This is a genomic window from Delftia sp. 11MD, assembly GCF_050907895.1.
GTDB lineage: Bacteria > Pseudomonadota > Gammaproteobacteria > Burkholderiales > Burkholderiaceae_C > Comamonas > Comamonas tsuruhatensis.
This window is the reverse complement of sequence record NZ_CP194333.1, coordinates 5,417,926-5,442,751: the sequence shown is the minus strand read 5'-3', so window position 1 is coordinate 5,442,751 and position 24,826 is coordinate 5,417,926. Positions and strand designations below refer to the sequence as shown.

At 65.0% G+C, this 24,826-nt stretch carries 27 protein-coding genes and 1 tRNA gene; 21 read left to right on the top strand and 7 right to left on the bottom strand.

The features are described 5' to 3' along the window. Positions 1-3: 3 nt before the first annotated feature. The 10 genes from ACRSCF_RS24960 (at position 4) to ACRSCF_RS24915 (ending at position 5,042) form a co-directional block, all read left to right on the top strand. Entirely contained in the window at positions 4-1,197 is a 1,194-nt protein-coding gene (locus ACRSCF_RS24960) for a phage major capsid protein (RefSeq protein WP_432675103.1), read from the top strand. A gap of 49 nt (positions 1,198-1,246) precedes the next feature. After that, complete coding sequence (locus ACRSCF_RS24955; RefSeq protein ID WP_432675102.1) at positions 1,247-1,468, top strand: hypothetical protein; 222 nt, start codon at positions 1,247-1,249, stop codon at positions 1,466-1,468. Continuing rightward, a complete protein-coding gene (locus ACRSCF_RS24950; protein WP_154833963.1) occupies positions 1,465-1,800 on the top strand; it encodes a head-tail connector protein in 336 nt (111 codons plus the stop codon). The genes ACRSCF_RS24955 and ACRSCF_RS24950 overlap by 4 nt, the downstream gene beginning before the upstream one ends. Position 1,801: 1 nt before the next feature. Next, a complete protein-coding gene (locus ACRSCF_RS24945; RefSeq protein WP_432675101.1) occupies positions 1,802-2,134 on the top strand; it encodes a phage head closure protein in 333 nt (110 codons plus the stop codon). Positions 2,135-2,145: 11 nt separating this feature from the next. Then, on the top strand, positions 2,146-2,760 hold the full coding sequence (locus ACRSCF_RS24940) for an HK97 gp10 family phage protein (protein ID WP_324622747.1): 615 nt from the start codon (positions 2,146-2,148) through the stop codon (positions 2,758-2,760). A gap of 10 nt (positions 2,761-2,770) precedes the next feature. Then, complete coding sequence (gp17, locus tag ACRSCF_RS24935; protein WP_324622746.1) at positions 2,771-3,106, top strand: tail completion protein gp17; 336 nt, start codon at positions 2,771-2,773, stop codon at positions 3,104-3,106. Between the two features lie 97 nt (positions 3,107-3,203). Beyond that, positions 3,204-3,854, top strand: coding sequence for a phage tail tube protein (locus ACRSCF_RS24930; protein WP_324622745.1), 651 nt, complete (start codon positions 3,204-3,206; stop codon positions 3,852-3,854). Between the two features lie 98 nt (positions 3,855-3,952). After that, positions 3,953-4,396: a phage tail assembly chaperone gene (locus tag ACRSCF_RS24925; RefSeq protein ID WP_324622744.1), complete on the top strand. Its 444-nt coding sequence runs from the start codon at positions 3,953-3,955 to the stop codon at positions 4,394-4,396. A gap of 62 nt (positions 4,397-4,458) precedes the next feature. Beyond that, complete coding sequence (locus ACRSCF_RS24920) at positions 4,459-4,710, top strand: DUF1799 domain-containing protein (RefSeq protein WP_050771847.1); 252 nt, start codon at positions 4,459-4,461, stop codon at positions 4,708-4,710. A gap of 38 nt (positions 4,711-4,748) precedes the next feature. Further along, the gene (locus tag ACRSCF_RS24915) at positions 4,749-5,042 is read left to right on the top strand and encodes a hypothetical protein (protein WP_324622743.1); all 294 of its coding nucleotides are present in this window, start codon (positions 4,749-4,751) and stop codon (positions 5,040-5,042) included. Here ACRSCF_RS24915 and ACRSCF_RS24910 read toward each other — a convergent pair. Then, positions 5,039-5,314: a hypothetical protein gene (locus ACRSCF_RS24910; protein WP_324622742.1), complete on the bottom strand. Its 276-nt coding sequence runs from the start codon at positions 5,312-5,314 to the stop codon at positions 5,039-5,041. The two genes, ACRSCF_RS24915 and ACRSCF_RS24910, sit on opposite strands and share 4 nt — an antisense overlap. Before the next feature lie 139 nt (positions 5,315-5,453). Here ACRSCF_RS24910 and ACRSCF_RS24905 point away from each other — a divergent pair, with 139 nt between their 5' ends. From ACRSCF_RS24905 to ACRSCF_RS24855, 11 genes are all read left to right on the top strand, one after another. Continuing rightward, entirely contained in the window at positions 5,454-5,969 is a 516-nt protein-coding gene (locus ACRSCF_RS24905) for a zinc ribbon domain-containing protein (protein WP_324622741.1), read from the top strand. 83 nt (positions 5,970-6,052) lie between these two features. Then, a complete protein-coding gene (locus ACRSCF_RS24900; protein ID WP_432675099.1) occupies positions 6,053-10,762 on the top strand; it encodes a phage tail length tape measure family protein in 4,710 nt (1,569 codons plus the stop codon). Then, complete coding sequence (locus ACRSCF_RS24895; protein WP_324622739.1) at positions 10,759-11,691, top strand: hypothetical protein; 933 nt, start codon at positions 10,759-10,761, stop codon at positions 11,689-11,691. The genes ACRSCF_RS24900 and ACRSCF_RS24895 overlap by 4 nt, the downstream gene beginning before the upstream one ends. Continuing rightward, positions 11,688-12,866 carry a pyocin knob domain-containing protein gene (locus tag ACRSCF_RS24890; RefSeq protein WP_082254227.1) on the top strand — a complete coding sequence of 393 codons (1,179 nt, stop codon included), beginning with the start codon at positions 11,688-11,690 and terminating at the stop codon, positions 12,864-12,866. Before ACRSCF_RS24895 ends, ACRSCF_RS24890 begins: the two co-directional genes overlap by 4 nt. Continuing rightward, positions 12,863-13,570: a hypothetical protein gene (locus tag ACRSCF_RS24885; protein WP_158528349.1), complete on the top strand. Its 708-nt coding sequence runs from the start codon at positions 12,863-12,865 to the stop codon at positions 13,568-13,570. The genes ACRSCF_RS24890 and ACRSCF_RS24885 overlap by 4 nt, the downstream gene beginning before the upstream one ends. A gap of 8 nt (positions 13,571-13,578) precedes the next feature. After that, positions 13,579-14,103 carry a hypothetical protein gene (locus ACRSCF_RS24880; protein ID WP_034369247.1) on the top strand — a complete coding sequence of 175 codons (525 nt, stop codon included), beginning with the start codon at positions 13,579-13,581 and terminating at the stop codon, positions 14,101-14,103. Between the two features lie 89 nt (positions 14,104-14,192). Then, positions 14,193-14,561, top strand: coding sequence for a hypothetical protein (locus ACRSCF_RS24875; RefSeq protein ID WP_324622738.1), 369 nt, complete (start codon positions 14,193-14,195; stop codon positions 14,559-14,561). Next, positions 14,558-14,863, top strand: coding sequence for a hypothetical protein (locus ACRSCF_RS24870; RefSeq protein WP_432675098.1), 306 nt, complete (start codon positions 14,558-14,560; stop codon positions 14,861-14,863). The genes ACRSCF_RS24875 and ACRSCF_RS24870 overlap by 4 nt, the downstream gene beginning before the upstream one ends. Continuing rightward, positions 14,853-15,374 carry a glycoside hydrolase family 108 protein gene (locus tag ACRSCF_RS24865; protein WP_034369239.1) on the top strand — a complete coding sequence of 174 codons (522 nt, stop codon included), beginning with the start codon at positions 14,853-14,855 and terminating at the stop codon, positions 15,372-15,374. Before ACRSCF_RS24870 ends, ACRSCF_RS24865 begins: the two co-directional genes overlap by 11 nt. Further along, positions 15,374-15,754, top strand: coding sequence for a hypothetical protein (locus tag ACRSCF_RS24860; RefSeq protein WP_432675097.1), 381 nt, complete (start codon positions 15,374-15,376; stop codon positions 15,752-15,754). Before ACRSCF_RS24865 ends, ACRSCF_RS24860 begins: the two co-directional genes overlap by 1 nt. Further along, on the top strand, positions 15,751-16,041 hold the full coding sequence (locus ACRSCF_RS24855; RefSeq protein WP_432675096.1) for a hypothetical protein: 291 nt from the start codon (positions 15,751-15,753) through the stop codon (positions 16,039-16,041). Before ACRSCF_RS24860 ends, ACRSCF_RS24855 begins: the two co-directional genes overlap by 4 nt. Here ACRSCF_RS24855 and ACRSCF_RS24850 read toward each other — a convergent pair. The 6 genes from ACRSCF_RS24850 to ACRSCF_RS24825 form a co-directional block, all read right to left on the bottom strand. After that, positions 16,025-16,279 carry a hypothetical protein gene (locus ACRSCF_RS24850; RefSeq protein ID WP_430276709.1) on the bottom strand — a complete coding sequence of 85 codons (255 nt, stop codon included), beginning with the start codon at positions 16,277-16,279 and terminating at the stop codon, positions 16,025-16,027. The genes ACRSCF_RS24855 and ACRSCF_RS24850 overlap by 17 nt on opposite strands. A gap of 192 nt (positions 16,280-16,471) precedes the next feature. Continuing rightward, positions 16,472-16,546 (bottom strand) — tRNA-Arg (locus tag ACRSCF_RS24845). A gap of 77 nt (positions 16,547-16,623) precedes the next feature. After that, complete coding sequence (locus ACRSCF_RS24840) at positions 16,624-20,940, bottom strand: translocation/assembly module TamB domain-containing protein (RefSeq protein WP_244387282.1); 4,317 nt, start codon at positions 20,938-20,940, stop codon at positions 16,624-16,626. Positions 20,941-20,942: 2 nt separating this feature from the next. Beyond that, positions 20,943-22,865 carry an autotransporter assembly complex protein TamA gene (locus tag ACRSCF_RS24835; protein ID WP_370690604.1) on the bottom strand — a complete coding sequence of 641 codons (1,923 nt, stop codon included), beginning with the start codon at positions 22,863-22,865 and terminating at the stop codon, positions 20,943-20,945. Between the two features lie 4 nt (positions 22,866-22,869). Continuing rightward, positions 22,870-24,057, bottom strand: coding sequence for a vWA domain-containing protein (locus ACRSCF_RS24830; protein ID WP_016453729.1), 1,188 nt, complete (start codon positions 24,055-24,057; stop codon positions 22,870-22,872). Positions 24,058-24,088: 31 nt separating this feature from the next. Beyond that, a complete protein-coding gene (locus ACRSCF_RS24825) occupies positions 24,089-24,823 on the bottom strand; it encodes a GNAT family N-acetyltransferase (protein WP_034367829.1) in 735 nt (244 codons plus the stop codon). Positions 24,824-24,826 lie beyond the last annotated feature (3 nt).

Here is a 24,826-nt window from a genome sequence, read left to right as displayed (position 1 = left end):
CCCATGCCTCAAATCGATGACGACATCAAGCAGATCAATGCCAGCCTGAAGACGGTGGGCGATCAGCTCAAGACGCACGCCGAGTCGGCCGCGAAGAACGCGGAGCTCAGCGCCGAAACCCGTCGCCAGGTCGATGACCTGCTGCTCAAGCAGGGCGAACTGCAGGCCAGCCTGCAGGGCGCGCAGCAGCTGCTGGCGAAGCTGGAGGCCAACGGCGCTGGCGGCGATGTGCAGCACCAGTCGCTGGGCCAGCAGTTCGTGAACAACGAAAAGGTCAAGTCCTTCCTTGGAGAGACCACCCCCCGTGGCCGCGCCGACATGACCATCAAGGCGGCCATCACCAGCGTGACCACCGACACCGACGGTGCAGCTGGCGATCTGGTGCAGACGACGCGCCTGCCTGGCGTGCTGGCCCTGCCGCAGCGCCGCATGACCGTACGCGACCTGATCACCCCCGGCAACATGGACGGCAACGCCCTGGAGTACGTGAAGGAAACGGGCTTCACCAACAACGCCGGCATGGTGGCCGAGGGCGCCAAGAAGCCCGAGTCCAGCATGAAGTTCGACCTGGTGAGCACGACCGCAAAGGTGATCGCCCACTACATGAAGGCATCGCGCCAGATCCTGAGCGACGCTTCGCAGCTGGCTAGCCTGATCGATGGCCGCCTGCGCTACGGCCTGGCCTTCAAGGAAGAGCAGCAGCTGCTGAACGGCGACGGCACCGGCCAGAACCTGCTGGGCATCATCCCGCAGGCCACGGCCTTCTCTGCGCCGTTCGACCCGGCCGGCACCGAGACGAACATCGACAACATCCGCCTGGCATTCCTTCAGGCTGAGCTGGCCGAGTTCCCGTCCACGGGCGTGGTGATGAATCCCATCGACTGGGCGCGTATCGAGCTGCTGAAGGACACCACGGGCCGCTACATCATAGGCAACCCGCAGGGCATCATCGGCGCCTCGTTGTGGAACCGCCCGGTGGTCACCACCCAGGCCATCACGGTGGACAAGTTCCTGGCGGGCGCCTTCAAGCTGGGCGCGCAGCTGTTCGACCGCTGGCAAGCGCGTGTCGAGGTGGCCACCGAGAACGAAGACGACTTCGTGAAGAACTTGGTCACCGTCCTGGCTGAAGAGCGTCTGGCCCTGGCCGTGTATCGCCCCGAAGCCTTCATCTACGGCGACTTCGGCAACATCACCTGATGGCTGGGCCCGCTTCGGCGGGCCTGCCCATCTCCACCAGGAGAGAGCCATGCTCATCAAGTTCAAAAAGCCGGACCCGCGCGCCGGCATGGTCGCGTGCATGGACAGCAGCCGAGGCCGGCAGCTGATCGACGCTGGCGCTGCTGACCAGGTGTCCGAATCGGTTGCCAAGGAGCAGCCCGCCGAGGCCGAGCAGCCCAAGGCGGCAGACGCTGGCGCTGCTGACCAGGTGCCTGCAGCCGCCCCGAAGCCGGCGCGAGGCAAAAAGTGAGCCTCATCGACCTACCGACGGCAAAGCTGCACCTGCGCGTCGATGTCGATGATGAGGACGCCCTGATCGAGCTCTACATCGGCGCGGCCGAGACGGCGGCCAGCGACTTCCTGAACCGGAACGTCTACGCCACCCAGGCCGACCTGGATGCTGCTGACGAGCCAGAGGAGGCGATGCCCATGGTGATCAACCCCGCCGTGCGGGCCGCCATCCTGCTCATCCTGGGGCACCTGTACGCAAACCGCGAGGATGTTGTTTCCACGGCTGCCAACAAGCTGCCGATGGGCGCGCATTCGCTGCTGTACCCGCATCGGGTTGGCCTGGGGGTGTGACATGCAGGCCGGCACCCTCAAGGATCGCATCCACATCCAACGCAAGACTGGCGGCGCGGATGACTGGGGCACTCCGCTGCCCGAAGGCTGGGAGAACATCTCCACGGGCCGTATCGCTGCCAACGTACAGCACAAGTCTGGCCTGGGAACGATCAAGGCAGACGCTGAGGTGTCCATCGTCCGCGCGAGCATTCGCATCCGCCGCCGCGCCGGCCTGGACGCCGGCATGCGCGTGCTGTTCGACGGCCAGATCTACAGCATCGAGGCAATGCTTCCGGGTCCGACCCGGGAATACATGGACCTCGTGTGCAAGCTCATCCATGGCAAGTCCTGAAGGAGGATTGAATGGCAAGGCGCACCCTATCCAATCCGGGGCGGGATGGCCGCCGCAAGGTGCTAACCGGTGGCAATTCGTTCGGCATGGAGCTGGACCTGAGCGCCGTGAACGACATGCTCCGCGACTTGGAGTCCGGCGTGGAGGCTGCCATCCGGCCGATGGCCCAGGCCGGCGCACAGGTGATCTACGAGCGCGTCAAGCTCAACGTCCAGGGCCTGGGCCGTGTGACTGGCAACCTTGACCGCTCCATCTACCAGTACTTCAGCGACGAGAAGTCGGAGGACGGGAAGAGGGCGGAGTACCACGTCAGCTGGAACCACAAGAAGGCGCCGCATGGGCACCTGGTGGAGTTCGGCTACCTGCAGCGCTACCGCTACTACCAGACCAACGACGGCCAGGTGCGACCCATGGTCAGGCCGGGCATGGACGGCCAGCCGCCTCCACCCCGCCGCGCGAGTCAAGCCCAGAAGGATGCCTACTATGTGACTCTTCCGAGCCCGAAGCAGGTGCCTGGCAAGGCCTTCGTGCGCAGCGCAGCCAGCTCGCTGCCGGAGGCGCAGAAGGCCGCCCAGGCTGAGCTGTGGCGCCGGCTGTTTGGACAGGGGGCCTACGGTGGCGCTTGAATCTGACCTCATGGCCGTTCTGCTGACCGCCTGCCCACGCGTGCATGTCGGCACGGCGCCATTCGGCACCCAGCAACCCTATGTGACCTGGCAGCACATCGGTGGCGATCTGCTGGAGTGGCTGGACAACACCGTGGCCGACAAGCGCAACGTGCAGATCCAGATCAACACCTGGGACAGCACGCCGCTCAAGGCCTTTGCTCTCATGCAGACCATCGAGGCCGCACTGCGCGCAGCGATGCCTCAGCTGATCGCGCGGCCGGTCTCCGAGCCCATCGGGGCCTATGGAGACGGCGACGAGACGCCAGGCTACCTGCAGACCTACACCATCTGGGGCGCCCGATAGGGTCCCGACCAGTTCCGCCGCCTGGCGGTTTTCTTGCCCGCTCGGGCGCAACTCTCAACCCGCTTCGGCGGGTTTTTTCATATCCGAAAGGCCCACCATGGCATATAGCGTTCCGGACGGCTCCAAGCTGTTCATTTCCACCGAATACGACGCAGTGATCCCGATCACCGCCATCAGCAACGCGACAGCAGCGGTTGCCACGGCAGCGGGCCACGGCATGGCAAACGGCAAGGAGTTCATCCTGACCGCAGGCTGGGACGACGCGAACAACCGCGCGTACCGCGTCGCCAATACGGCCGCAGGCACCTTCGAGATCGAAGGTCTGGACACCTCCAACACTGCGCGCTTCACCACAGGCGGCGGTGTGCCGGCGTCTGCCTTGCCCATCAAGAAGTGGCAGGAAATTCAGCAGGTCCTGAACCCGTCCACCTCGGGCGGCGAGGCTCAGTTCGCCGAAGTGGCGCCCCTGGCCAGCATGAACACCTTCCAGATCCCCACGGGCTTCAGTGCCACCAGCATCACCATTCCCATCGGCGATGACCCCAGCCTGCCGGGCTACAAGGCGACCAAGAAAGCCTCCGAGGACCGCCTGCTGGTCGCGCTGAAGGTACTCAAGCCCAACGGCAACGTGAACTACTTCTACGGCTACATCGCCCTGAACGAGGTTCCTTCGCTCACAAAGGGCCAGGTGGACACCGTGACCGCCGCCATGGCCCCGCAGGGCCGCACCACCCGCTACGCCGTCTGATCGGCCGCCAGTTGCACCGGCCCGGCTGTTTCGTCTCTCAGCAGAGGCGGGCAGTCGGGCGCGGGCATTTCTCATCCATCTGCTGAAAGAACATCACCATGACCGCATCCGCAAAGAAGGCCGACAAGGCTGCTCCGTTCATCCTGGGCAAGCGTCCCGAGACCATTTCCGGCACCATCGAATTCCCTCTGCCGGATGGCACCAGCGCGAAGCTGGAGTGCAAGTTCAAGTACCGCACCCGCAAGGAATTCGGCGCCCTCTGGGACGAGATCGCGGGCGCCACGCTGGCGCTGGCCACGGCCCAGCAGGACACGGCCAAGAAGGAAGGCGAGGAAGCCAAGTTCAGCTTCGCCGGCATGTTCGAGCGTGGCGATGCCGTGAACGCAGACAACGTGCTCAAGTACCTGGCCGCCTGGAACGAGGAGTTCCCCGCCCTAAGCAAGGACACGCTGATCGAGCTGTTCGACCAGGCGCCGGCCGCGCCCGCCGCGCTGTGGGACGGTTACCGCCAGCTCTGCACCACGGGCCGCCTGGGAAACTGAGGGCCATAGCTGCTGCCATCTACCGCAAGCCCCCGACAGCCGAGCAACTCGGCTTTTGGGGCATGACGTACCGGGACTGGGAGGCAGAGCAGCAGCCCGTGGAGATATGGCCCGAGAACTTCCCGGCCTACAAGCTGTGGTGCAAGGTCGGCAGCCAGTGGCGCTACACCATGAGCGGTCCGGCCTCGCTCGACTACATCCCGCTGCAGCACGAACTGGACCGCATGGGCCTGAGCGAAGAGGACTACGACGCACTGTTCAGCGACATCCGTGTCATGGAGTCGGAGGCCCTGGCCGCCATGCGTGAAGAATAACGCCGCCCGCTGGCGGCCTTGAAACATCTGGAGGCTGTATGGAAACTCAAGGAAAAGCAGCAACAACACACTCCGCAGAAGACTGCGCCTGCCAAGCCGAAATCGCTGCCAAGGCCCAGGCCTACGGCTTCAGTCATGCTGATGTCTTGCGCGCGCTGGACGCCGCCGGAATGCCGAAGTTCGCCGTGGGCAGCGAGCTGTTGGCCGAATTGCGCGCGCTGCGGCAGGAAGTTGCGACCGTCCGGCGCAGCGACCAGCTTTTGCAGCAAGTGCTGGAAGAGCTGCAGTCCTTGCGCCGTTTTGAGGAGTGCAGACTGATCTGTGCTACTTAGGATGTGTGCCGCTTGATCTCTGTTGAGATTTCGGAAAGCTGGCGCAAGGCATTCTGAACATATCCCGTCAGCGGGTGCGATCTAAGCCATTCCTCCTTGAACTCGGCGTAAGCGATCCGCTTGGATTCCGTATCCAATTTATCGTAGCCCTCGGTTTTTTTGAGATTCCTATGGCGCTCATCCTCTATTGCATGCAACTCCTTGCTACGAATATCGTACGCAAGTGACCTCACATGAGCAGCTAGAAGTAGGTCAGCGGTGGCTTGGTTCATGTTCACCCTCCTGGCGATGGGTTGTGTGGAAGCTCCCATCGTATGCCAGGAGGGCAACTGCACTGCCAGGGGGTGGGCTGGCGCTACCTGCGAGGGGTGTTTGATACCATCCCCTCCAGTTTTACCTACTGGAGGGGATATGGCGCTCATCGCATGCACAGAATGCGGGAAGGAAATCAGTGACAAGGCGGCTGCATGCCCTGGATGTGGCGCACCTGTTCAGACGCTGATTGCAACACCTGAAATAGGCGCGTGCCCTGGGTGCGGCAGCTCGGTGAGCATGAGTGCGGGAAGCTGCCAGAAGTGCAAGGCGATTTTTTCTGAAGATGGATGGAAACCTGTTGCTGGCGCAGGATCAATTGACGCTGTTGCAAATATCCCCGTAGGAAAGCAGCGGGTAGAGAAGGAGAAGTCCAGCGTCTGGAAGTGGTTGGTTGGCGTCCCTGTGGTCGGCTTCATTCTCATGATGATTGTGGGATCTTGCGCTGGCAACACGCCTGAAGGCAAAGAGCGTCAAGCATCTCGCGATGCGATTAGCTATTGCTGGGAACAGCAGTCGAAGAAATCACTTGATCCAAGCGCCGCCAGGTTCGCGGCAAGCGCATGCGAAAAGATGGAGAGCGATTACCGAGCTAAATGGGGTCGTAATCCGTAGAGAATATTCTGATAAGTAAGCCCGCTTCGGCGGGTTTTCTATTTCTGGCTCGCCGTTGGCGGGCCTTTTTTATGGGCGGATCTATGACGCAAGAAGGACCCAAGGCCGTAGTCAGCGTTGTCGCTGAGGACAACACGAAAGAAGGGCTGGATCAGGTCAAGCGCGGCATCCAGGAAACCGCTCGGACTGTAGTCAAGGCCGGCCAGGAGGCAAGCAAGGGCATCTCCAAGATGGGCGAGGGGGCTGACCAGACCGCTCGGAAGCTGGAGTCCTTTGAGAAATCCTGGGTCAACAGCGTGCAGCGCGCACTGGTCGCGGCAGAGGCCGGCGAGAAAGGGACCGCCAAGTATTTCGAAGCCTGGGGCAAATATCGCGGCATCGGCGGCGACGTTATGGAGCCGATCCTTGCCCAATTGCGCGCGGTCGAGGCCGCCCAGGCCGCCGCCGCTGGCGCTGCCGCAAAGGGGCTTGGCACCATGGGAGTGTCCGCCGCTCAAACCGCCGCCGCGCTGCGCCAGGTGCCCGCTCAGTTCACCGACATCGTGGTCAGCCTCCAGGCGGGCCAGGCTCCCCTTACTGTGCTGCTGCAGCAGGGTGGCCAACTCAAAGATATGTTTGGCGGCACTGGCGCCGCTGCCAAAGCCCTTGGCGGATACGTCATGGGGCTGGTGAGCCCGCTCACACTGGTTGCTGCCGCTGGCGCTGCGATGGCCGTGGCGTTCCATCAGGGGGCTCAGGAGAACGAGGCGTTCGTGCGTTCCATTGCCCTCACTGGCAATGCCTCGGGCGTCACCACAAGCCAGCTGCGCGAGTACGCACGGCAGATCGATGCTGTGGTGGGGACTCAGGCGCAGGCTGCGTCCGGCCTGGCGGATTTTGTCGCGGCTGGTGTGCGCGGCGGCGAAGAATTGCGCCGCTACACACAGACCGCCATCGAGTGGGAAAAGATCACGGGCCAGGCAGTCAGCAAGACAGCTGACCAGTTCGCCAGCCTGCAGAAGGATCCGTTGGCTGCCGTCCTCAAGCTCAACGAGGGAACCAACTTCCTGACGGTATCTGTGTACGAGCAGATCAAGGCCCTGGATGACCAAGGCCGCAAGGCTGACGCATCGAAGATAGCCATGGACGCGCTGGACGGCGCCATGCGCGAGCGCAGCAAGACCATCAAGGACTCCCTGGGGTACATCGAGCGTGGATGGAATGCCATCAAAAGCGCAGCGTCTGGAGCTTGGGATGCGATGCTCAACGTTGGCCGCGCATCAACCCCCGTAGACACGCTGGCTGCGGTGCGGAAGCAAATCGCTGATCTTGAGAAGCGCTCCTCGGGCGGGTTTGGCGATACGGGTGGCGGGGCGGCGACTGGCAGGCCTAGCCAGGAAGCTGTCGAAAGAATCAAGGCGCAAGTTGCGGCTTTGAAGCAGCAAGAAACGCAACTGCTCGCGACCATTGATGCTGAAAAGAAAAATGCGGCCGCGAATGAGGAGTCGAGCCGTGTAATGCAGGCACGGCAGGAATTTGACAAGACATACGCCAAGGCGCTGGATAAAGAGGCGACTCTTGAAGAGAAGCTCACCAAAGCCAGGAATGAGGCAGTTGCAGCTGGGAAAAGCGAAGCTGACATCAAGACGGTCTTGGCCTGGGTAACCGAAGAGCACAACAAAGCCAACAAGGGCAGTGCTGCTGCCGCGCGCGAGGCGAAAAAGGAGCTTGCCGATCAGGCTAAGGTTTATGCTGAACTGGCCGGATTGAGCAGCACTTATTACGAGGAACTGGCGCGTGGTCAGAAGGAATTCGAGAAGGGCAACATCACCCAGGCTCAATACGTCAAATACGTCGAGGACCTGATCAAGAAGCAGCCTTTCGCCATCGCCCTGGCCAAGGAAGAGGCGGAGGTCACAAAGTCGCGCGTGAAGGCCTGGGGCGATGAGGTCAAGGCGCAGGAGAAGTTGCTTGCCGAACGCCAACGCGCCACGGCACAGGTCGAGGAGACGCTGCGCAAAGCAAAGGATGAGGAGGAGGCTCACCAACTCGCCGCCTCGGCCGGCATTACGCATGCTGAGGCGCTGGCCCGCATCGCACTGGCGCGTGCTGAGGACAGCTATCAGCAGGCACTGAGCCGTCAAGCTGATGGGGAAACGCTGCTCGCGCTCCAGAAAGAAATAGAAGCCCGTCGTGAACTGCTCGGCCTGATGCAGCAGAAGGGTGTTCGCGAGGCCAACAAGAAGGCCGCAGACGAAGCCGCGAAGGACTGGGACAAGACCGCCCAGACCATCAGCCGGACCTTGTCCGACTACATCATGGCCGGTGGCAAGGACGCTGCGCAGTACCTCAAGCGCCTGTTTGCCACGCTGGTGCTTGAGCCCATCGTGCAGTACGGCGTGAGCTCTCTGTTTGGCATGGGCGGCCAGGCCGCCAGCGTTGCCAGCGGCGGCCTCAACCCCTTGAGCATGCTCAGCGGAGGCAAGTCCGCCATGGGTCTGTTCGGTGGTGGTGCCGGCGCGGGCTTCATGAACGGCCTGGGAGCATGGGGCAGCGGTGGCAGCGTCACTGGCGTGCTCACGAATCCGGGCCTGTACACGGGTGCGGAGCTGCTGGGAACGGTGGCGCCGATCCTGCTGGGTGGCATCGCGCTGTTCAAGATCCTGTCCGGCGACTGGTTCGGCTCTCGCGGCCCCAACCACTCTGGCGGCGTGGCCTCCACAGCAACGACCGATCGTGACCTGGCCGCGCGCCAGGCGCTTGGAACGGACGCATGGGGCAACACCCTGGGCGATTTCACGTCGCGCAAGAACGAGGCCATCGACAAGCAGCTCGACACCACGGTGAAGGGCATGCTCGACATGTACAAGGCGCTGGCCAAGATCGGTGGCGTCACGGCCCGAGAAGTCGATATCGCTGCCGGGTTCTCCACGAACCCCAAGCACGGCGACGAGGGCGCGATGGGCTTTTTCCAGCTCATCGACAAGACCACGGGGGAGGTGCTCAAGAAGTACAAAAACCGTGACCTCGACAAAGACCCGCAGAAGGCCTGGGCGCAGTTTGTGGCCGACATGGGCGGCGAGCTCATCAGCGAAATCAAGAAGGGCGACATACCCGGATGGATGCGCGAGGAGCTTGATGCTCTGGGCGACAACGTGACCATCGAGGGCCTCAACGCAGCGATTCAAAAGATCGCGGTGATCGACGCCTCCTTCAAGAACTGGGCGAACACCCTGGTCGGCTTTAGCGACTTGAGCGCCAAGGCGCAGACAGCGCTGCTCAAGTTCAGCGGCGGCATCGAGGCCCTGACGGGCAACATCAATGCGTTCTACGCTGGGTTCTATTCCGAAGCCGAGCGCGCCGAGATCCTGCAGCGGCAAGTCCGCGAGCAGCTCAAGGGCCTGGGCGTTGACATTGACCCGAAGGACGGAGAGGCCGCAAAGAAGGCTTTCCGCAAGTTGATCGAGGACGCGCTCGCTTCGGGCAATACAGAGCTTGCTGCCAAGCTGCTTGCGCTCGCGCAGCTGTTCGGTGTCGCAGCGGACTCGGCTCAAAAGGCCGCAGAGACCGCGGCGGATGCTGCGAAGACTGCTGCTGATGAAGCCGCTCGCGCCCTGGAAGAGTCCCGGCAGAAGGCCAAGGACGCGGCGCTGGCGAACTTCGAAGCGGCGGTGGCGCGCGAGCAGGAGTACTGGCAAGGAATCGTGTCCGCCTCGCAAGAGGCGATCAACAGCCTGACCAGCGCCCTCAATACGCTCAAGAGCAATGCGCGCGACCTGTATGGGACTGTGGATGCAGTGCAGCAGATGCTCGCTGCGCAGGGCATGGTGTACATCGAGCAGGCTCTCGCGGGCGTGCGTGGTGGCGCCAAGCTGACTGCCTACGACGGCTTGTCGGATGCGATCAGTGCTGCGCGTGGCGGCATCAACGCAGGGCGCTACGCGTCCCAGTTCGAACGGGAGCGTGATGCGCTGATCCTCGCCGGCCAGCTCACCGAGTTGGCCGAGAAGGGTGATGCACAGCTGAGTGTCGAAGAACGGCAACTCAAGAACTCGCAAGAACAGCTTGAGCGGCTGGACAAGACGCTGACCTACTGGCGGGATCTGCTTGACGGCAACAAGGCTCAGATCGATGCAACGCTCAGCGTTGAGAAGGCCATTCAGGCTCTCAAGGCGCTGATGTTCCCGGAAAGCCCCGCCACAGGCGGTGGCAGCGGCGGCGGCAGCAAAGGTAATCAGCCAAGCTGGGGCAGTGGTGGCGGCGGGTTTGAGCCGGCCAACAGCGGCAAATACAAGACGCCTACTGCAATCTTGTCGGGTGGCGCCGTCATCTATGACTACGCCGACGCTGATTACTCGAAAAAGCTCGACGGGCTCTCGTCCACGTTCCACAAGTACGACGGCACGGGGGATTTTGCGGGCCTGGCAAACGAGTTCAAGGGCGCTGGCGGCACGGCCAAGGACCTGGCCTACCTCTACGGCTTTACCGAAGCCGATGTCCTGGCCGCGCTCGACCGCAACGGCATCCCGCGCTTCGATGTTGGCACCAATCGCGTCCCGCACGACATGCTGGCAATGATCCACAAGGATGAGGCCATTGTCCCAGCGCCGTTCAACCCATGGGCCGGAGGCGCATCAATGGGAAGCGTCGGCAACGCGGAGTTGCTGGCGGAAGTGCGGGCGTTGAGGTCTGAGGTCAGCGAGCTGCGAATGGCTGCCCAGCGTACAGCGCAAAACACAAACCCACTGCCTCAGATGGCAGATCGATTCGACACGGTTTCCGAGTCGGGGGTACTGAGGGTTGCACAGGTATGAACATCCTTTTGCCGAAAGAAATCACGACGGATTCTTTCGGCCCTGCCACCTCGATTCCTGAGCTGGATACAGCCCGGGGCGAAGTGGCGTGGGTCGGATCCGGAAATTACAAGGTGGGTGACCGCCGCGTCTATGAAAGGAAGATCTATGAATGCGTGAAGGATCACACGGGCACCGCGACAACGCCGGACAAGATGCCGGCGGAGTGGCTGTTCAAGGAGCCTACGAATCGCTGGTGCCCGTTCGATCAATACCTGTTTACCAAGGCCCGCGCCCTTCAGTCTCTGACCTACGAACTGAAGGGCGTTTTCATTGATGGGCTTGCGCTGTACGGCCTGGAGGGGGACTCCCTCACCATCTCGATCACTGCAGGACCCGGCGGGTCAGATCTACTCCCACCGATCAACGCGGACCTGTGGCGCCAGGCGTACGGTGAGTGGGAGTATCTGTTCGGTGATCTGCAGCGCGGCGATCACTACGTGCTCAAGGGCATCCCTCTGCATCCAGATCAGCGCATCAAGATCACCGTGCGCCGCACCGCGCCGACCGCTGAGGCCGCCGTGGGCTACATCAGCATTGGTAATCACAAGACGTTGCTCTCGCCCGTGGGGAATTTCAGTGCGGTTGAGCGAGGCGCAGAGGTGGCGACAAAGGACTACGGCTACACCAAAGACAACCCCGATGGAACCTATGAATACATCGAAGGGCGGAAGGCAAAGAACATCAACCTTTCTGTGGTCGTGAAGGATGACCAGGCGCCGCTCGTTGATTCGCTCTTGAGCCAGATCGCAGGAAAAGTGGTTGCAATCGAGGTGTCCAACATGGCCAAGTTCTCCCACCTGGCGACTGTGGGGAAGGTGTCCGGCACCGTGAGGTCCACAGGCGGTCCGACCGCCAGCGCAGAAATCCAAATCAAAGGCAACGTATGACCGATATCGTCACGATCCCGGACGTGCTGCCCATCTCGCCGTATCCGGCGCTCGGCAGCATCAATTTCAACAACGAGGCCTATGCGTATGCGACGAGTGTCCCGCCTGCCGTTGCTCGCATGCGCGAGATCGCTGTCGCGTGCTGGACGAACGCAACGGCGGCGCAGGAGCGTGCCAGCTCTGCGGCTGGGAGCGCCTCTGGCGCCGCAGGCAGCGCTTCAGCTGCCGCTGGTAGCGCGAGTGCGGCCAGCGGCAGTGCATCAGCAGCTGCAGGGAGCGCGAGCACCGCATCCTCGGCTGCAAGCACTGCATCCGCCTCTCTGGCAGCAATGCAGGTCATGTACCTTGGCAGCAAGGCCGTCAACTCCCACCCAACGACCGACAACCTGGGCCAGCCGTTGCAAGCTGGTGCCATGTACACAAACACGGGCACCAACGCCGCGCTCAACAAGCGTGGATATTGGTACGACGGCGCAGCCTGGCAGCTTGCCTGGGGCGACATCACCGGGCAATACATGCCGACCACGGGTGGCGTGTTCACCGGGCATGTGAGTGGCCCATCCGGCGCCACTGGGGCGCAGCACCCGCAGGCGCAGGAAGTGGTTCCCCGCAACGTGGTCGTGCTGCCGAACGCCACGGACCTGAACTCCCTGGCAAACACGTTGATGGCATATGTTGCGAATGCGACCGTCATCAACGTGCCTGTTGCGGATGGCTATTGGTACGTGCAGCACTTTCCTGGCGATGGCGCCAACTGGTCCAGCCAGCGCGCGCAGTCGATGGACCGCACTCTCGGCAGCTTCGTGCGCTACAAAAAGTCGGGCACTTGGAGCGCCTGGTCGCGTGTCATCGATGATGCAACTTTCATCGAAAAGGTCACGACTCAGACCGCAGCATCGAGCTACACGGCGAATCCCGCAACCGCGAGCGTTCACCATGTGACCATCACTGCGGCTTGCACGATTTCATTGACAGCGCCGCGTGACCTGGGCGACCAGCTCACGCTGAAGGCGCAATTCAGTGGCGGCGCCTGGCCGCTCACATTCGGCAGCAGCATCAAGGTGCCGGTCGGCGGGGCGCCAAACTACACCGCGAACCAGATCCTTACGCTGGTGTTTGAATGCTCGCGTGCGAATATTTGGGATCTGAGCTACGGTCAAGTGAGGCCCGTATGACAGCGCGCAGGCTTTTGATCACACGGCGCGCCGCGACTGTGGTAATTGCAGCAAACGTATTCAAGCCAAATATCAAAGCTCTTGCAACAGCGCAGGGATGGGATGGATATGGCAATGTGGATGTGGTAATTAACTCCGGGGTTTATGTCGTGGCCCTGGAAATTATCGATATGCCGCATGATGTCGTGACCATCACGAATAACGGAATCATCGGCGGAACGATCCACAGCGACGGCACGGGGATGTATATCCGCAATCGAATTCGCGTCATCAACAATGGCACGATTTTCGGATGCGGCGGCACTGGGGGTGTTGGTTCAAGCGTTTCCGTTTGCTGGGGTGGCGCCTGCCACTCTGCATCTGGCGGCGACGGAGGAATCGGCGCAGGTTTCTATACGACAAATAGCTGGGCAACGGTTTTGTACAGGGCGACCGGGCTTCCTGGCGTCGCAGGACAAAATGATCACCGCCCTTCATCTGGATATCCCGGGGACAGTGGTAGCGACATTGTCGGAGGCACGGGCGGCACGGGGGGGTCTATAGGCGTTGCTGGAAGTCCTGGCGGCGATGCTCAGGCGTATGGTAGTTATGACTACTACAACGCAACAGTTGCCGGATCTGGCGCACCGGCTGGCTATTACATCAATGGAAATTCATTCGTAACGTGGCTTGTTAATGGCAGTCGTTACGGCCGAGTGATTTAGGGGGCGAGATGTACATCGACAAAGAAACCCAAGAATTCGGATTGACGGCATTTGAAATAATGCAGCGTCATCCAGATACGATTTTTCCTACTGCGCCATTCGTGCCATTGGGGAAATACGCAATTGTCGAGGAGTCGCCGCATCCGGTTTTTGACAGCAGCACGCAAAAGCTTGCCGAGATAACTCCTGTGGAGATTGATGGCGTGTGGCGTCAGCAGTGGTCCGTTGTGCCGCTGTCCGAAGAGGAGCTGGCAGAGCTGCAGCGGCAGCGAGATGAGGCGGCAGCCGCCCTGATCCCCAAGTCCTGCACGCGCCGGCAGGGGCAGCTCGCACTGCTCACCCATGGTGTGCTGGACGATGCCGAGGCGGCCATAGCCGCGATCACGGACCCCGTGCAAAAGCGCGAGGCTCAGATCGAATACGAGGCGGACACCTGGGAGCGCGCGAACCCGTTCCTGCAGCAGCTCTGGGCGCAGCTCGGCGGCACGCCGCAGTCGCTCGATGAGGCCTTCGCGCTCGCTGTGACGCTCTGATCAGTCCCGCTCCACAACAGCCGCCTTCGGGCGGCTTTTTTATGCCCGGAGGAGGGCCGATGAATCAACTTGAACCAACAGCTGCAGCTGTGGCAATCGCGTCTGTGCTCTTCGGGCCTGCGATGGCGGGCTACATCGGGCCGTATGCAGTGATCCTCATTGCATCGACCGTGGGCGCCGCGTGGGCCCTGGGCCGTCGCGACCCCAGTTCGCGGCTCGGTGCCGTGGGCTACTTCGCCCGGCTCAATGCGACCGCCCTGCTAATCACTGCCGGCCTGGCCACGCTCGCGGGGCGCTGGATGGGCATGGATGAGACGAATTGGATGCTGGCGCCCATTGCGCTCGTCGTGGGCGGTGTGGGCGACGACTGGCCGCGCCTGGGCCGCTGGGTCTTCGAGCGCGCCGGCCGCGTACTGGAGCGAAAAGCTGGCGGCGGCGGGGAAGGAGGCACTCCATGACATGGCAATCCCATCAGCTGCTCGCGATGCTCAACCTGGGCATTTGCTTGGCCATCGGCTGGGCATGCATCTGCCGCCTCAACTCCCACGTTGCCCGCGTGCACAAGCTGGCTCGCGCTCGGTACGCGCTGCTGCTGGCCGGCGCGGTGGCCTCTGGCCTGCAGCCCATGCTGTGGAACACCTGGACCACCGTGGGCGACACCATCTTCAGCGCCTGCGTGCTCGCGGGCCTGCTCATCAACGTGGCGCGCTGGCACGGCGCTGGCCACCCAATGCGGAGGCAAGACGACAATGAACTTTGACCAGGCATTCGACAGGCTGATCGGGCACGAAGGGAAGTTCACAGCCAACCCTGCCGATGACGGCAACTGGACCGGAGGCCGACAAGGCCGCGGCGAGCTCAAGGGCACCAAGTACGGCATATCCGCCGCCGCGTACCCGCATCTGGACATCAAGGGCCTGACGCTTGAGCAGGCTAAGGCGATCTATCTTGAGGACTTCTGGGACGTGATCGGCCGCGCTCACCCCTCGATCAAGTTCCAGATGTTCGACGCTGCAGTCAACCACGGCCGGGGCAACGCCGTGCGGATCCTGCAGCGTGCTGTGATGGTTGCCGATGACGGCATATGGGGGCCGCGTTCCCAGGCCGCCCTTGACGGCATGCAGGAGCTGCGCGGGCACAACGATGTGCTGCTGCGCTTCCTGGGGTTCCGGCTGAAGTTCTGGGCCAGCCTGGCCAAGTTCGACCAGTTCGGGCGCGGCTGGACGAACCGGGGTGCTGAGAACCTGCTGTTCGCTGCGGAGGACAACTGATGATCAGCGAAAAGCTTCTGCCGGCCCTTGTTGCCGTGCTGGTGGCCAGCGCTGCAGGCAATGCCCTGCTGGGCTGGGCCTGGCTGTCCGCCCGGGACGACGCGGCCAAGACTGCTGCTGAGCTGGGGAGCATGACGGGCCAGCGCGACGGTGCGCTCAAGGGCGCGCAGGCGTGCAGCGACGCGACCGAGGCCCTGGGCACGGTGGCCGCACAGCGTGCAGCCGAGGCGGCGCCGGCCCGTGTTGCGGCCGCTGGCCAGGCCCAGGCACTCAACGCCCGCGCCGACTACACGCTTTCCCGCCAGCCCGCTGCCGGCGACAGCTGCGCGAGCCTGCAGGCCCTGGGCGGCGACTGGCTCAAGGGGAGGGCCAAGCCATGATGCGCGCCATCCTGCTGCTGGCTGCGCTGGCCCTGGCCGGCTGCGGCTCCGTGCCGCGTGTCGAAATCCAAGAGGTCAAGGTTCCCGTGCCCGTGGAGTGCCGCGAGCCGATCCCGGACAGGCCTGCCATGCCGACCGACGCCCTGTCAGAGGACGCCGATCCCTTTGAGCTGCTGCGCGCGGCCCTGGCCGAGATCGACCGCCGCGAAGGCTACGAGGTGCGGCTGCTTGCCGCGCTGATGGCGTGCACGAGGCTGGCGTCACCAGTGATCATTCGGCGTCTTTAACTTGGTCGGTGAACATGTTGATCACGCCACTATGACCTGCAGGGCAGGTCAAATGGGCATCGCCTCGCGCCATTGACGACCGAAAGTTGGAGTACGTCTCCTGGCACTGAACACAATCAAGTAAGTCGATCCGGAACCCTGTGGCAATCAACTGCCCTGGACCAGGCTTCAACTCTCGGGACTCCGTATAGGTCAGTTCGCCAAATGCCGTGAATTCTTTCGTGTTCCACATGGTCATAAGTCACTCCTCGTTGAAACGGCGAGGGTACTGCATGCGGAGAAACAGAGGATTTGATCAGACCTGAAATCTGGGCAAGTTGGTCAAGGGTTGGACGTGAAATCCGACCCTGCCAACTGCTGCTCATGTCCCACTTATGTCCCAGACACCCACTTAATGCTCTGTAAGTGGTTGTCATCATTGGGAAAGGGGTGGTCCCTCCGACAGGAATCGAACCTGTATCTGGCGCTTAGGAGGCGCCCGTTCTATCCATTGAACTACGGAGAGGAGCAAACGGCGATTGTAAACCCATGGCGGGTCCGCCCCGCGCAGCGCCGGCAGGGCGGCTGCGCAGGGGTGGGGCGTCAGTCCTTGCGCACGGTGTAGATCAGGTCCAGCGCGCTGGTTTCCCCGGTCTGGCCGCGCAGGGTGAGGCGGCGCGAGAGGTCGTAGAAGATGTACAGCGTGCCCATGGCGCCCGAGAGGCTTTGCTCGTAGGTGACATAGAGGTCGCTGGACAGGCGCTTGCCCAGGGTGAGGGCGGCGCCGGTGGAGCCTTCGCCGCCCGGTCCCTTGAAGCCGATCTCGTCCAGGCCCAGGTTGCTGGCGATCTTGCCGCTGTTGTTGCGCCCGCCGCTGAGCAGGGACAGCGCGGCCTGCTGGAGCAGGGCGCTTTCGGCGCCGCCCGTGGCGGGGTCGCGGCCCATGACCACCCAGGAGAGCTTTTCGGCATCGGGCATTTCGGGGTCGGAGTACAGGCGCACGCGCGGGGCGTTGGCCGTGCCCTGCACCTGCACGCCTGCGCGCACGGCGATGTTCGGGCGCAGCGCCAGGATGTCCAGCGAGGGGTTGGCGTAGGGGCCGTTGAAGCGGATGAGGCCGGTCTCCACGTCCAGCGACTGGCCCCAGGCGCGGTAGCGGCCCTGCACGGTGCGGATCTCGCCGGTAATGCGCGGCGGGCCGCCCGCCACGGTGGGGCCTTGCACTTCCAGCGCGCCTTCCAGGCGTGTGGTGATGCCGTAGCCCTGCAGCGCGAAGTCGCGGCCCAGGTCAAGCTTGACGAGGATGTCGGGCAGCTTGATGGTTTCGGCGCGGGCCTGGGCCTTGCGGTCGGCCTGCTGCTGCTTGCGCGCCGCTTCCTGCTCGGCCTTGCGCGAGGCGGCCGAGTGCACGACCACGTCGGAGTCCAGCGATGGCGCGGATTCCTCGGGCAGGATGATGGTGGCGCGGTCGGTGGTGAGGTCGCCGCGCAGCGTGAACTGCCCTTGCTCCAGCCTGGCCTGCAGGCCGCCCGAGACGCTGACCTGGCGGTCCGCGCGCACCAGCACCTGCAGCCTGGTGGCCTGGGCGCGCAAGTCCATGCTCAGGCCAGAGTTGCTGCCATCGGCGTTGGGCGGGTCCCAGCGCACGAAGCCCGAGCCCGTGAGTTCGCCGCCTTCGCGCGGTGCCGTGGTGAGGTTGCCGCTGTAGCCCAGGATGCGCGCATTGCTGCCGCGCCCGCCCTGCATGCGCAGCTCGGTCAGGTCCAGGCGGTTGCCTTGCAGGCGCGCGCGCAGCACGCCGTTTTGCAGGTCGATGCCGTCCAGCGCGGACAGGATGCTCAGGCCGTCGGCCGAGAGATTGCCCTGCCACTGCGGGTTCTGGCGGTCGCCGCTGATCTCGGCCTTGGCCTGCAGCGAGCCGGTGACGCGCCAGCCGGGCGGAGCGAACAGCGCCCAGATGCCGATGTCGGGCATGCGGGCGTCGATCTGGCCGGACAGAGGGGCCTTCTCGGGCCAGGTCCAGGTGCCGTCCTGCTGGGCCAGGCGCGTGCCCAGCTGCGCGGTCAGGGTGCCGGCGCGTTCGCTGTCCCAGTCGAGCTTGGCCTGCACGTCGTCGCCCTGGGCGCGCACGCTCAGGCGGGCCTGCTTGATGTGGGCGCGCATGCCGGCGCCGCGCACGGTATGCGTGCGCACTTCGCCGGGCTTGCTGGAGCGCGGCCCCGTGGTGTGGATGACGGTGGTGCCCGAGCCGTCTTCCACGGCCAGGCGCAGGTCGCCGGCTGCACGCTCGACCAGCAGTTCGGCCTTGAGCGCGGGGCCCGTCGTGTCGATGTCCCAGCGGGCGTTGAAGCTCAGGTCGCCGCTCAGGCCCATGGCGGCCAGCGGGGGCTCCTCGGCCATGGACAGGGCATCGACCCAGGCCAGCGGCAATGCCTGGGCGCGGCCTGTGCTGCGCAGGGCCCAGCGGCCGTCGCCGCCCTGGCTGGCGCGGGTGTCGTCCCAGGCCAGCAGCACGGGCTGGGGCGCTTGGGCATTGGTGCGGCGCTGGGGCAGGGTGGGCGGCGTGACCTGCAGGCTGCCGGCCGATGCCGTGAAGGCGGTGGACAGCACGGTGCGGCCCGTGATGCGCTGGGCGATCCGTATGGGCTGGTTGCCTGCCAGTTGCAGCTGCCATGGGCCGGGCAGGTCCTGGCCCGGACTCAGCCGGGCCTGCAGCCTGTCGATGCTGGCCTGCCAGTCCAGGGGCGCGGCACTGCGCGCCGTGGCAAGGCCTGCCTGCAGGGCCGTGTCGATCTGCGCGGTCTGCGTGCCGCGCTTCGCCTGGCCGGTGAGGGTGAGGCTGGCCTGCTCGGGCGAGCCCTTGAGGGCCAGGCGCAGCTCGGGCAGCTCCAGCGCCTGCTCGGGCGGCGTGTTGGCGGGCAGGTAGCGCAGCTTGGCGGCCTGCAGGTCGGCCTGCAGCTGCAGGCCGCTGGCGGGCAGGGGGTCGCCCACGGCGGCCTTCATGCGCTTTTGCAGTGCGCCCCATCCGCCGCGCCAGCTGGCGTCCAGTTGGGCCTGGCCTTCGAGCAGGGCGCCGGCCAGCGGGTCCTTCATGCCGGGCAGCTTGCGCAGCCACTGTGTGAGGGCGGTGAGTGACGACAGCTTGAGCTGGCTGCTGCCCTGGCCTGCGGCAGGGCTGATGTGGCCGTCCAGCGAGAGTTCGGCGCCGGGCAGCTGGGCCTTCAGCACGGTCTGCAGCTTTTGCTGTTCGGTGTCGAACTGCAGGCTGCGGCTGCGCACCGAGGCCTGCAGCGCATCAAGCTGCAGGTTCTCCAGCGAGAGCACGGGCTGGGCCCAGCGACCCTTGGTGGCGAGTTTTTCTATGCGCAGGGGCTGGCGCTTGGCGCCTGCGGGCGCTGCTGCGGCCTGGATGTCCACGCTGAAGTCCACCTGCTCTGCCGTGGTGCTGGCGCGCAGCTCGCCCTGCAGCGGCGCTGCTTCCAGGAGGCTGTAGAGCGCGGCGGGGTCCAGGCGCTGGACCTTGGCCTGGCCTTCGAAGACCTTGGTGGCGGGCTCGAAGCGGCCCTGGGCGTCGATGCTGCCCGAGCCGATGGCGATCTGCGCCTGCTCCAGCAGCCACTGCTGGCCGTCATAGCGCACTGCGGCCTCGATCTGGTCCAGCGGCAGGCGCTGGCGGTCCCAGGGGCCGGGCATGGCGTTGTTCAGGCGTGTCGTCAGCTGCCAGGCGGTGGTGGCGATGGCCGAGCCTGGTGCCTGGTCCGATGGCTGTTCCGTGGCGGGTGCCTGGGCTGTATCAGCTGCCTTGCCATCCGGCCCGGCCTGCAATTCGCCGCTGATGCGGGTGCGCGGTCCCTGGGGCCAGAAGGCGGCGATGTCGATCTGGCTGAGCTGGGCGCGCGCGGTCTGCAGCGGCTGGGGCTGCCAGGGCCGGATGCTGGCCTCGATGTCCGCGTGCATGGGTTCGGACACGGGGGCGGCTTCCTTGCGCTCCCTGCCCTTGCCGTTCTTGCCATCGGCCCTGGCGGATTTCTGTACGGCGGAAGGGGCAGGCGTTTCCTCGGGCACCGTCCCGGGCTTGGCATCAACCTGGAGCTTGATGCCCAGTTGCGCAGCGGCGGTGGCCAGGGTGCCGTCGATCCGGGCCTTTGCCTGCACGGCCAGCGGTGCAGGTTTGGGGGCCTTGGCTGCGGAGGCCTCGTCGTCCGAAGCCAGGGCAGGCGCCTGCAGGTCGCCCTGCAGCTCGGCCTGGATGGCCATGGGCGCGCGGGCCTGCAGGCTCAGCCTGGCCTGGTAGCTGCCATCGGCCCATTGCAGGTCGCGCACGTCCAGCTGGTGCTCGCTGCCGTCGTAGGCGTAGTGGCCTTGCAGGCCCAGTACCTCGGCCTGGGGCGGGCCTTGCCAGACGATGCGCTCCACATGGAAGGGCACGTCGATCTTCACGGGCAGCACGAGCTGCTGCAGCGGCTCGACGGGTTTCTTGTCCTCGGGGTCAGGCGTGCTGGCAATGTTCAGCTCGGCGATGCGCACTTCGCCCAGGCGCACGGTGCGCGACAGCAGGGGACGCAATTGCCAGCCGATGGTGGCGTCGCGCAGCTCCACCTTCATGGTGGGGCTTTGCCATTGCAGCCAGCCGATGCGCCCGCCCTGGCGCACGGTGCCGGTGACTTCCTTGGCCTGCAGGCTCTGGCCTGCGGGCAGCCAGCCGGCCACGCGCTGCAGGGTGTAGGCCAGCGAATCGGCACGGCCGCTCCACCACCAGGCGGAACCCAGCAGGGCGGCCAGCAGCAGGACCAGGACCAGGAAGAACCAGAGCAGGTAGCGCAGCCAGCGGCGGCGGGGCGCAGGCGACGGAGGGGACGCCTGGGGGCTTTGGTCTGGCGCGGCGGAGGAGGCAGGGGTATTCAAGCGGGAATCCACCATGGTCAGAAGTTGAAGCCCAGGCGCAGGTGCAGGCGCAGCTGCTTTTCCTGGGCGCCCCAGGCGATGTCGGCCTGCACGGGGCCCACGGGGCTGCGCCAGCGCAGGCCGGTGCCCACGCCCACGCGCATGTACATGGAGTCGGGCGCATCGCCCACGGTGCCGGCGTCCAGGAAGACGGCGTGCTCCCAGTCCTGCGTGTTGCCCTTGATGACGATGGGCCGCTGCCACTCGATGCTGCCCACGGCCATGTAGCGCCCGCCGATGACCTTGCCGCTGTCGGTGCGCGCACCGATGCTCTGGTACCCGTAGCCGCGCACGGTGTTGTCGCCGCCGGTGATGAACAGCTGGGTGACGGGCAGGTCGGCATCCTTGCGGGCCAGCAGGGCACCGCCGGAGGCGCGCAGCGCCAGGCGGCTGCGGCGCTTGGTCTCGGGATCGACCTCGCCGATGGGAATCAGGCTGAGCCAGCGGCCCGAGACACGGCCGAACGGTGTGCGCTGGGGCGTGAGCGTGGTGCCCGCGCCGACTTCCCAGGCAAAGCCGAAGCCCGAGGAGGGCGCCAGCGTGCTGTCGAAGTAGCGGCCCGTCCAGCCGTAGTTGGCCGTGACCGACGAGCTGGACGGGGGCGCGCCCTCGCCCTGGGTCTTGGCGTAGTCGTACTGCAGGTAGTAGTTGCGGTCGATGTGGTCTTCGGACTTGGTGCGGCCGGCGCGCAGCTGCAGGCTGTTGACATCGAAGTCGCCCGAGGGCGCGCGCTCGGCCTTGGCCGTGGTGAACCAGCGCCACAGGGTTTCGTCGGGCAGGGCGGTCCACTGCGTGGAGATCAGCGGGTTCTTGCGGTCGAAGCGCATGCGCGTGACGGCACGCCAGCCCAGCCAGGGCAGGCGGTTGTGGATGTGGTCCACGCTCAGGCGCGGGCCGGTGTCGGTGCTCATGCCCACGCCGAAGACCCACTTCTGCATCTGGGCCTCGCGCACCTGGGCGATGACGGGCGTGGTGACCTGGGCGCCCTTGCGCTTGATGGCTTCCTCGTCCTCGGCGGCGCTGTCTCCCTGCTGGGGCACGTTGGCCAGCGTGAGGAAGACGGAGTCGTAGTAGCCGCTGCTGGCCAAGCGCAGCTGGGCGTCGACCAGGGCGGTCTGGTCGTATTCCTCGCCCTCGGGCAGGCGTGCGATGCGGGCCGTCCCCACGGGGTCGTAGCGCTGGGCGCCTTCGATGCGCAGCGGGCCGAAGGTGTAGGCCGGGCCGGGCGCATAGGCCACGCTGACGTCGGCCTCGTGCGTGTCGGCGTCGATGTCGGCCAGGCTGGAGTCGATGCGCGCCAGCGGGTAGCGGCGCGACTGCAGCGTGCGCAGGCCCTGGCTCTTGGCCTGGCTCCAGCTGGCCTGGCTGAAGCGCTGGCCGGGCTGCAGCGGCCATTGGCTTTCGATGGTGGCGCGCTGCGAGGCGCCATCGGGATCGTCGGCATTGACGCCCGCAAAGCGCACCTGGCTGCGCGCAATGGTGGCGGGCTCGCCCGGGTCCACCTTGACGGTGACCTCCAGCGGGGCCTCGTCGGATTCGGGCGTTTCCTTGATCTCCACCGTGACCGTGGGGCTGAAGTAGCCCAGCGTGCCGATCAGGTCGCGCACGTTGGCATCGGTGGCGCCCAGCAGCCGCGTCAGCTCGCGCCGCTGCAGGTCGCTCTGGTAGCGGTAGCGGCGCAGTTCGAGGTGCTTTTCCAGCAGCTCGCGCACTTCCTTGGGCGCATCGACGACGAGCGAGAAGGCCGGGTCGCCGGTCGCTGCAATCAGCGACGGGTCCGTGTCCTTGTCATCATTCTTGGACGGCAGGAGGCTGCAGCCGCCGAGCATCAGGGCTGCACTCAACAGAAACAAAAACGCCGGCCCTCGGGCCGGCGCTGTCGCGGGGGGGAGCTTGGGCATCGGCCTATTTTGACAGCAGGCGCATGGCGTCTTCCAGACCTTTGAGTGTCAAAGGGTACATGCGGTTGCCCGTGAGCTGCTGGATGATGCTGATGCTCTGGCGGTACTGCCAGACGCCGGGCGGCTCGGGGTTGATCCAGGCAAAGCGCGGGAAGGCATGCGTCAGGCGCTGCAGCCATTCGGCGCCGGGCTCCTCGTTCATGTACTCCACGCTGCCGCCGGGCTGCAGGATCTCGTAGGGGCTCATGGTGGCGTCGCCCACGAAGATCAGCTTGTAGTCCTTGTTGTACTTGCGGATGATGTCCCAGGTCGGAAACTTCTCGGCGAAGCGGCGGCGATTGTTCTTCCACATGAAGTCGTAGACGCAGTTGTGGAAGTAGTAGAACTCCAGGTGCTTGAACTCGCTCTTGACGGCGGAGAACAGCTCCTCCACGCGCTGCACGTGCTCGTCCATGGTGCCGCCCACGTCCATGAGCAGCAGCACCTTCACGTTGTTGTGGCGCTCCGGGATCATCTTGATGTCCAGGTAGCCCGCGTTGGCGGCCGTGCTGCGGATGGTGTCGGGCAGGTCCAGCTCCAGGTCGCTGCCTTCGCGTGCGAACTTGCGCAGCCGGCGCAGCGCCACCTTGATGTTGCGCGTGCCCAGCTCCTGCGTGTCGTCGTAGTCGCGGTAGGCGCGCTGCTCCCAGACCTTGACGGCGCTCTTATTGCGGCCCGGCCCGCCGATGCGCACGCCGGCCGGGTTGTAGCCGCCGTGGCCGAAGGGGCTGGTGCCGCCCGTGCCTATCCACTTGTTGCCGCCTTCGTGGCGCTCCTTTTGCTCCTCCAGGCGCTTCTTGAGCGTGTCCATCAGCTCGTCCCAGCCCATGGCTTCGATGGCGGCCTTCTGCTCGGGCGAGAGTTCGCGCTCCAGCAGCTTCTTCAGCCAGTCCTGGGGAATCTCGCGCGTGAGGTCGGCCACCATCTCCACGCCCTTGAAGTAGGCAGCGAAGGCGCGGTCGTACTTGTCGTAGTGCTTCTCGTCCTTGACCAGCACGGTGCGGCCCAGGTGGTAGAAGTCGTCCAGGCTCCAGGCGTCCTCGCTCCTGGGGCCGACCACGCCGGCCTGCAGCGCCTCCAGCAGGGTCAGGAACTCCTTGACCGAGACGGGCAGCTTGGCCGCGCGCATGGTGTAGAAGAAGTCGATCAGCATGGCATCTCCCGGGGGCCTTGCGTACGCGCCCTCATGTGCGCGCCACGGCGGTGCTGCCGTCCGAATGGCGCTGCAACTGGTCCAGCAACTGGGCGCGCGACTCGGGCCATTCGCCGCTGCGCAGGCTGTACATCACGGTGTCGCGGATGGTGCCGTCACGGCGCAGCGCGTGGCCGCGGATCACGCCGTCCTTCCTGGCACCCAGGCGCTCGATGGCGCGCTGGCTGGCGAAGTTGAAGCAGTCCGTGCGCCAGCCCACCACATGGCAGGCCAGCGTGTCGAAGGCATGGCCCATGAGCATGAGCTTGGCCGAGGTGTTGACATGGGTGCGCTGCACGCTGCGCGCGTACCAGGTGTAGCCGATCTCCACGCGGCGCACCTCGGGCAGGATGTCGTGGTAGCTGCTGGTGCCCAGCACGCGGCCGCTGTCGTCGTCGAGCACGGCAAACGCGAAGCGCTTGCCCTGGCTGCGCTGCTCCAGCGCGGCCTCGATATAGGCGCGCACGTCGTCGGGCTCGGGCGCGGAGGTCACGCGGATGCGCCACAGCTGGCCGTCCTGCACGGCCTCGCGCAGGCCCGCTTCATGGCTGAGCGCCAGGGGCTCGAGCCGCACGCCGTTGAAGCGCATGACCACGGGCTGCACGAAGCCCTGGTGCGCCACGGCGCCAGCCACGGGGATGGTGGTGACCTGGCCGGTGATGACCGGCACGCGCGGGTCTGCGCCGGCGTGGTCGGGGCCTTCGGTGTCGGGCTTGGAATCCGGCATGGC

What these genes read in the sequence shown, in the direction of transcription:
- ACRSCF_RS24940 (WP_324622747.1), top strand. Translation starts at nt 2,146, where the DNA reads ATGGCAAGGCGCACCCTATCCAATCCGGGGCGGGATGGCCGCCGCAAG.
- ACRSCF_RS24885 (WP_158528349.1), top strand. Translation starts at nt 12,863, where the DNA reads ATGACAGCGCGCAGGCTTTTGATCACACGGCGCGCCGCGACTGTGGTA.
- ACRSCF_RS24925 (WP_324622744.1), top strand. Translation starts at nt 3,953, where the DNA reads ATGACCGCATCCGCAAAGAAGGCCGACAAGGCTGCTCCGTTCATCCTG.
- ACRSCF_RS24900 (WP_432675099.1), top strand. Translation starts at nt 6,053, where the DNA reads ATGACGCAAGAAGGACCCAAGGCCGTAGTCAGCGTTGTCGCTGAGGAC.
- ACRSCF_RS24920 (WP_050771847.1), top strand. Translation starts at nt 4,459, where the DNA reads ATGACGTACCGGGACTGGGAGGCAGAGCAGCAGCCCGTGGAGATATGG.
- gp17 (WP_324622746.1), top strand. Translation starts at nt 2,771, where the DNA reads ATGGCCGTTCTGCTGACCGCCTGCCCACGCGTGCATGTCGGCACGGCG.
- ACRSCF_RS24840 (WP_244387282.1), bottom strand. Translation starts at nt 20,940, where the DNA reads ATGGTGGATTCCCGCTTGAATACCCCTGCCTCCTCCGCCGCGCCAGAC.
- ACRSCF_RS24835 (WP_370690604.1), bottom strand. Translation starts at nt 22,865, where the DNA reads ATGCCCAAGCTCCCCCCCGCGACAGCGCCGGCCCGAGGGCCGGCGTTT.
- ACRSCF_RS24895 (WP_324622739.1), top strand. Translation starts at nt 10,759, where the DNA reads ATGAACATCCTTTTGCCGAAAGAAATCACGACGGATTCTTTCGGCCCT.
- ACRSCF_RS24880 (WP_034369247.1), top strand. Translation starts at nt 13,579, where the DNA reads ATGTACATCGACAAAGAAACCCAAGAATTCGGATTGACGGCATTTGAA.
- ACRSCF_RS24855 (WP_432675096.1), top strand. Translation starts at nt 15,751, where the DNA reads ATGATGCGCGCCATCCTGCTGCTGGCTGCGCTGGCCCTGGCCGGCTGC.
- ACRSCF_RS24830 (WP_016453729.1), bottom strand. Translation starts at nt 24,057, where the DNA reads ATGCTGATCGACTTCTTCTACACCATGCGCGCGGCCAAGCTGCCCGTC.
- ACRSCF_RS24890 (WP_082254227.1), top strand. Translation starts at nt 11,688, where the DNA reads ATGACCGATATCGTCACGATCCCGGACGTGCTGCCCATCTCGCCGTAT.
- ACRSCF_RS24860 (WP_432675097.1), top strand. Translation starts at nt 15,374, where the DNA reads ATGATCAGCGAAAAGCTTCTGCCGGCCCTTGTTGCCGTGCTGGTGGCC.
- ACRSCF_RS24850 (WP_430276709.1), bottom strand. Translation starts at nt 16,279, where the DNA reads ATGACCATGTGGAACACGAAAGAATTCACGGCATTTGGCGAACTGACC.
- ACRSCF_RS24910 (WP_324622742.1), bottom strand. Translation starts at nt 5,314, where the DNA reads ATGAACCAAGCCACCGCTGACCTACTTCTAGCTGCTCATGTGAGGTCA.
- ACRSCF_RS24905 (WP_324622741.1), top strand. Translation starts at nt 5,454, where the DNA reads ATGGCGCTCATCGCATGCACAGAATGCGGGAAGGAAATCAGTGACAAG.
- ACRSCF_RS24945 (WP_432675101.1), top strand. Translation starts at nt 1,802, where the DNA reads ATGCAGGCCGGCACCCTCAAGGATCGCATCCACATCCAACGCAAGACT.
- ACRSCF_RS24930 (WP_324622745.1), top strand. Translation starts at nt 3,204, where the DNA reads ATGGCATATAGCGTTCCGGACGGCTCCAAGCTGTTCATTTCCACCGAA.
- ACRSCF_RS24865 (WP_034369239.1), top strand. Translation starts at nt 14,853, where the DNA reads ATGAACTTTGACCAGGCATTCGACAGGCTGATCGGGCACGAAGGGAAG.
- ACRSCF_RS24870 (WP_432675098.1), top strand. Translation starts at nt 14,558, where the DNA reads ATGACATGGCAATCCCATCAGCTGCTCGCGATGCTCAACCTGGGCATT.
- ACRSCF_RS24915 (WP_324622743.1), top strand. Translation starts at nt 4,749, where the DNA reads ATGGAAACTCAAGGAAAAGCAGCAACAACACACTCCGCAGAAGACTGC.
- ACRSCF_RS24960 (WP_432675103.1), top strand. Translation starts at nt 4, where the DNA reads ATGCCTCAAATCGATGACGACATCAAGCAGATCAATGCCAGCCTGAAG.
- ACRSCF_RS24825 (WP_034367829.1), bottom strand. Translation starts at nt 24,823, where the DNA reads ATGCCGGATTCCAAGCCCGACACCGAAGGCCCCGACCACGCCGGCGCA.
- ACRSCF_RS24955 (WP_432675102.1), top strand. Translation starts at nt 1,247, where the DNA reads ATGCTCATCAAGTTCAAAAAGCCGGACCCGCGCGCCGGCATGGTCGCG.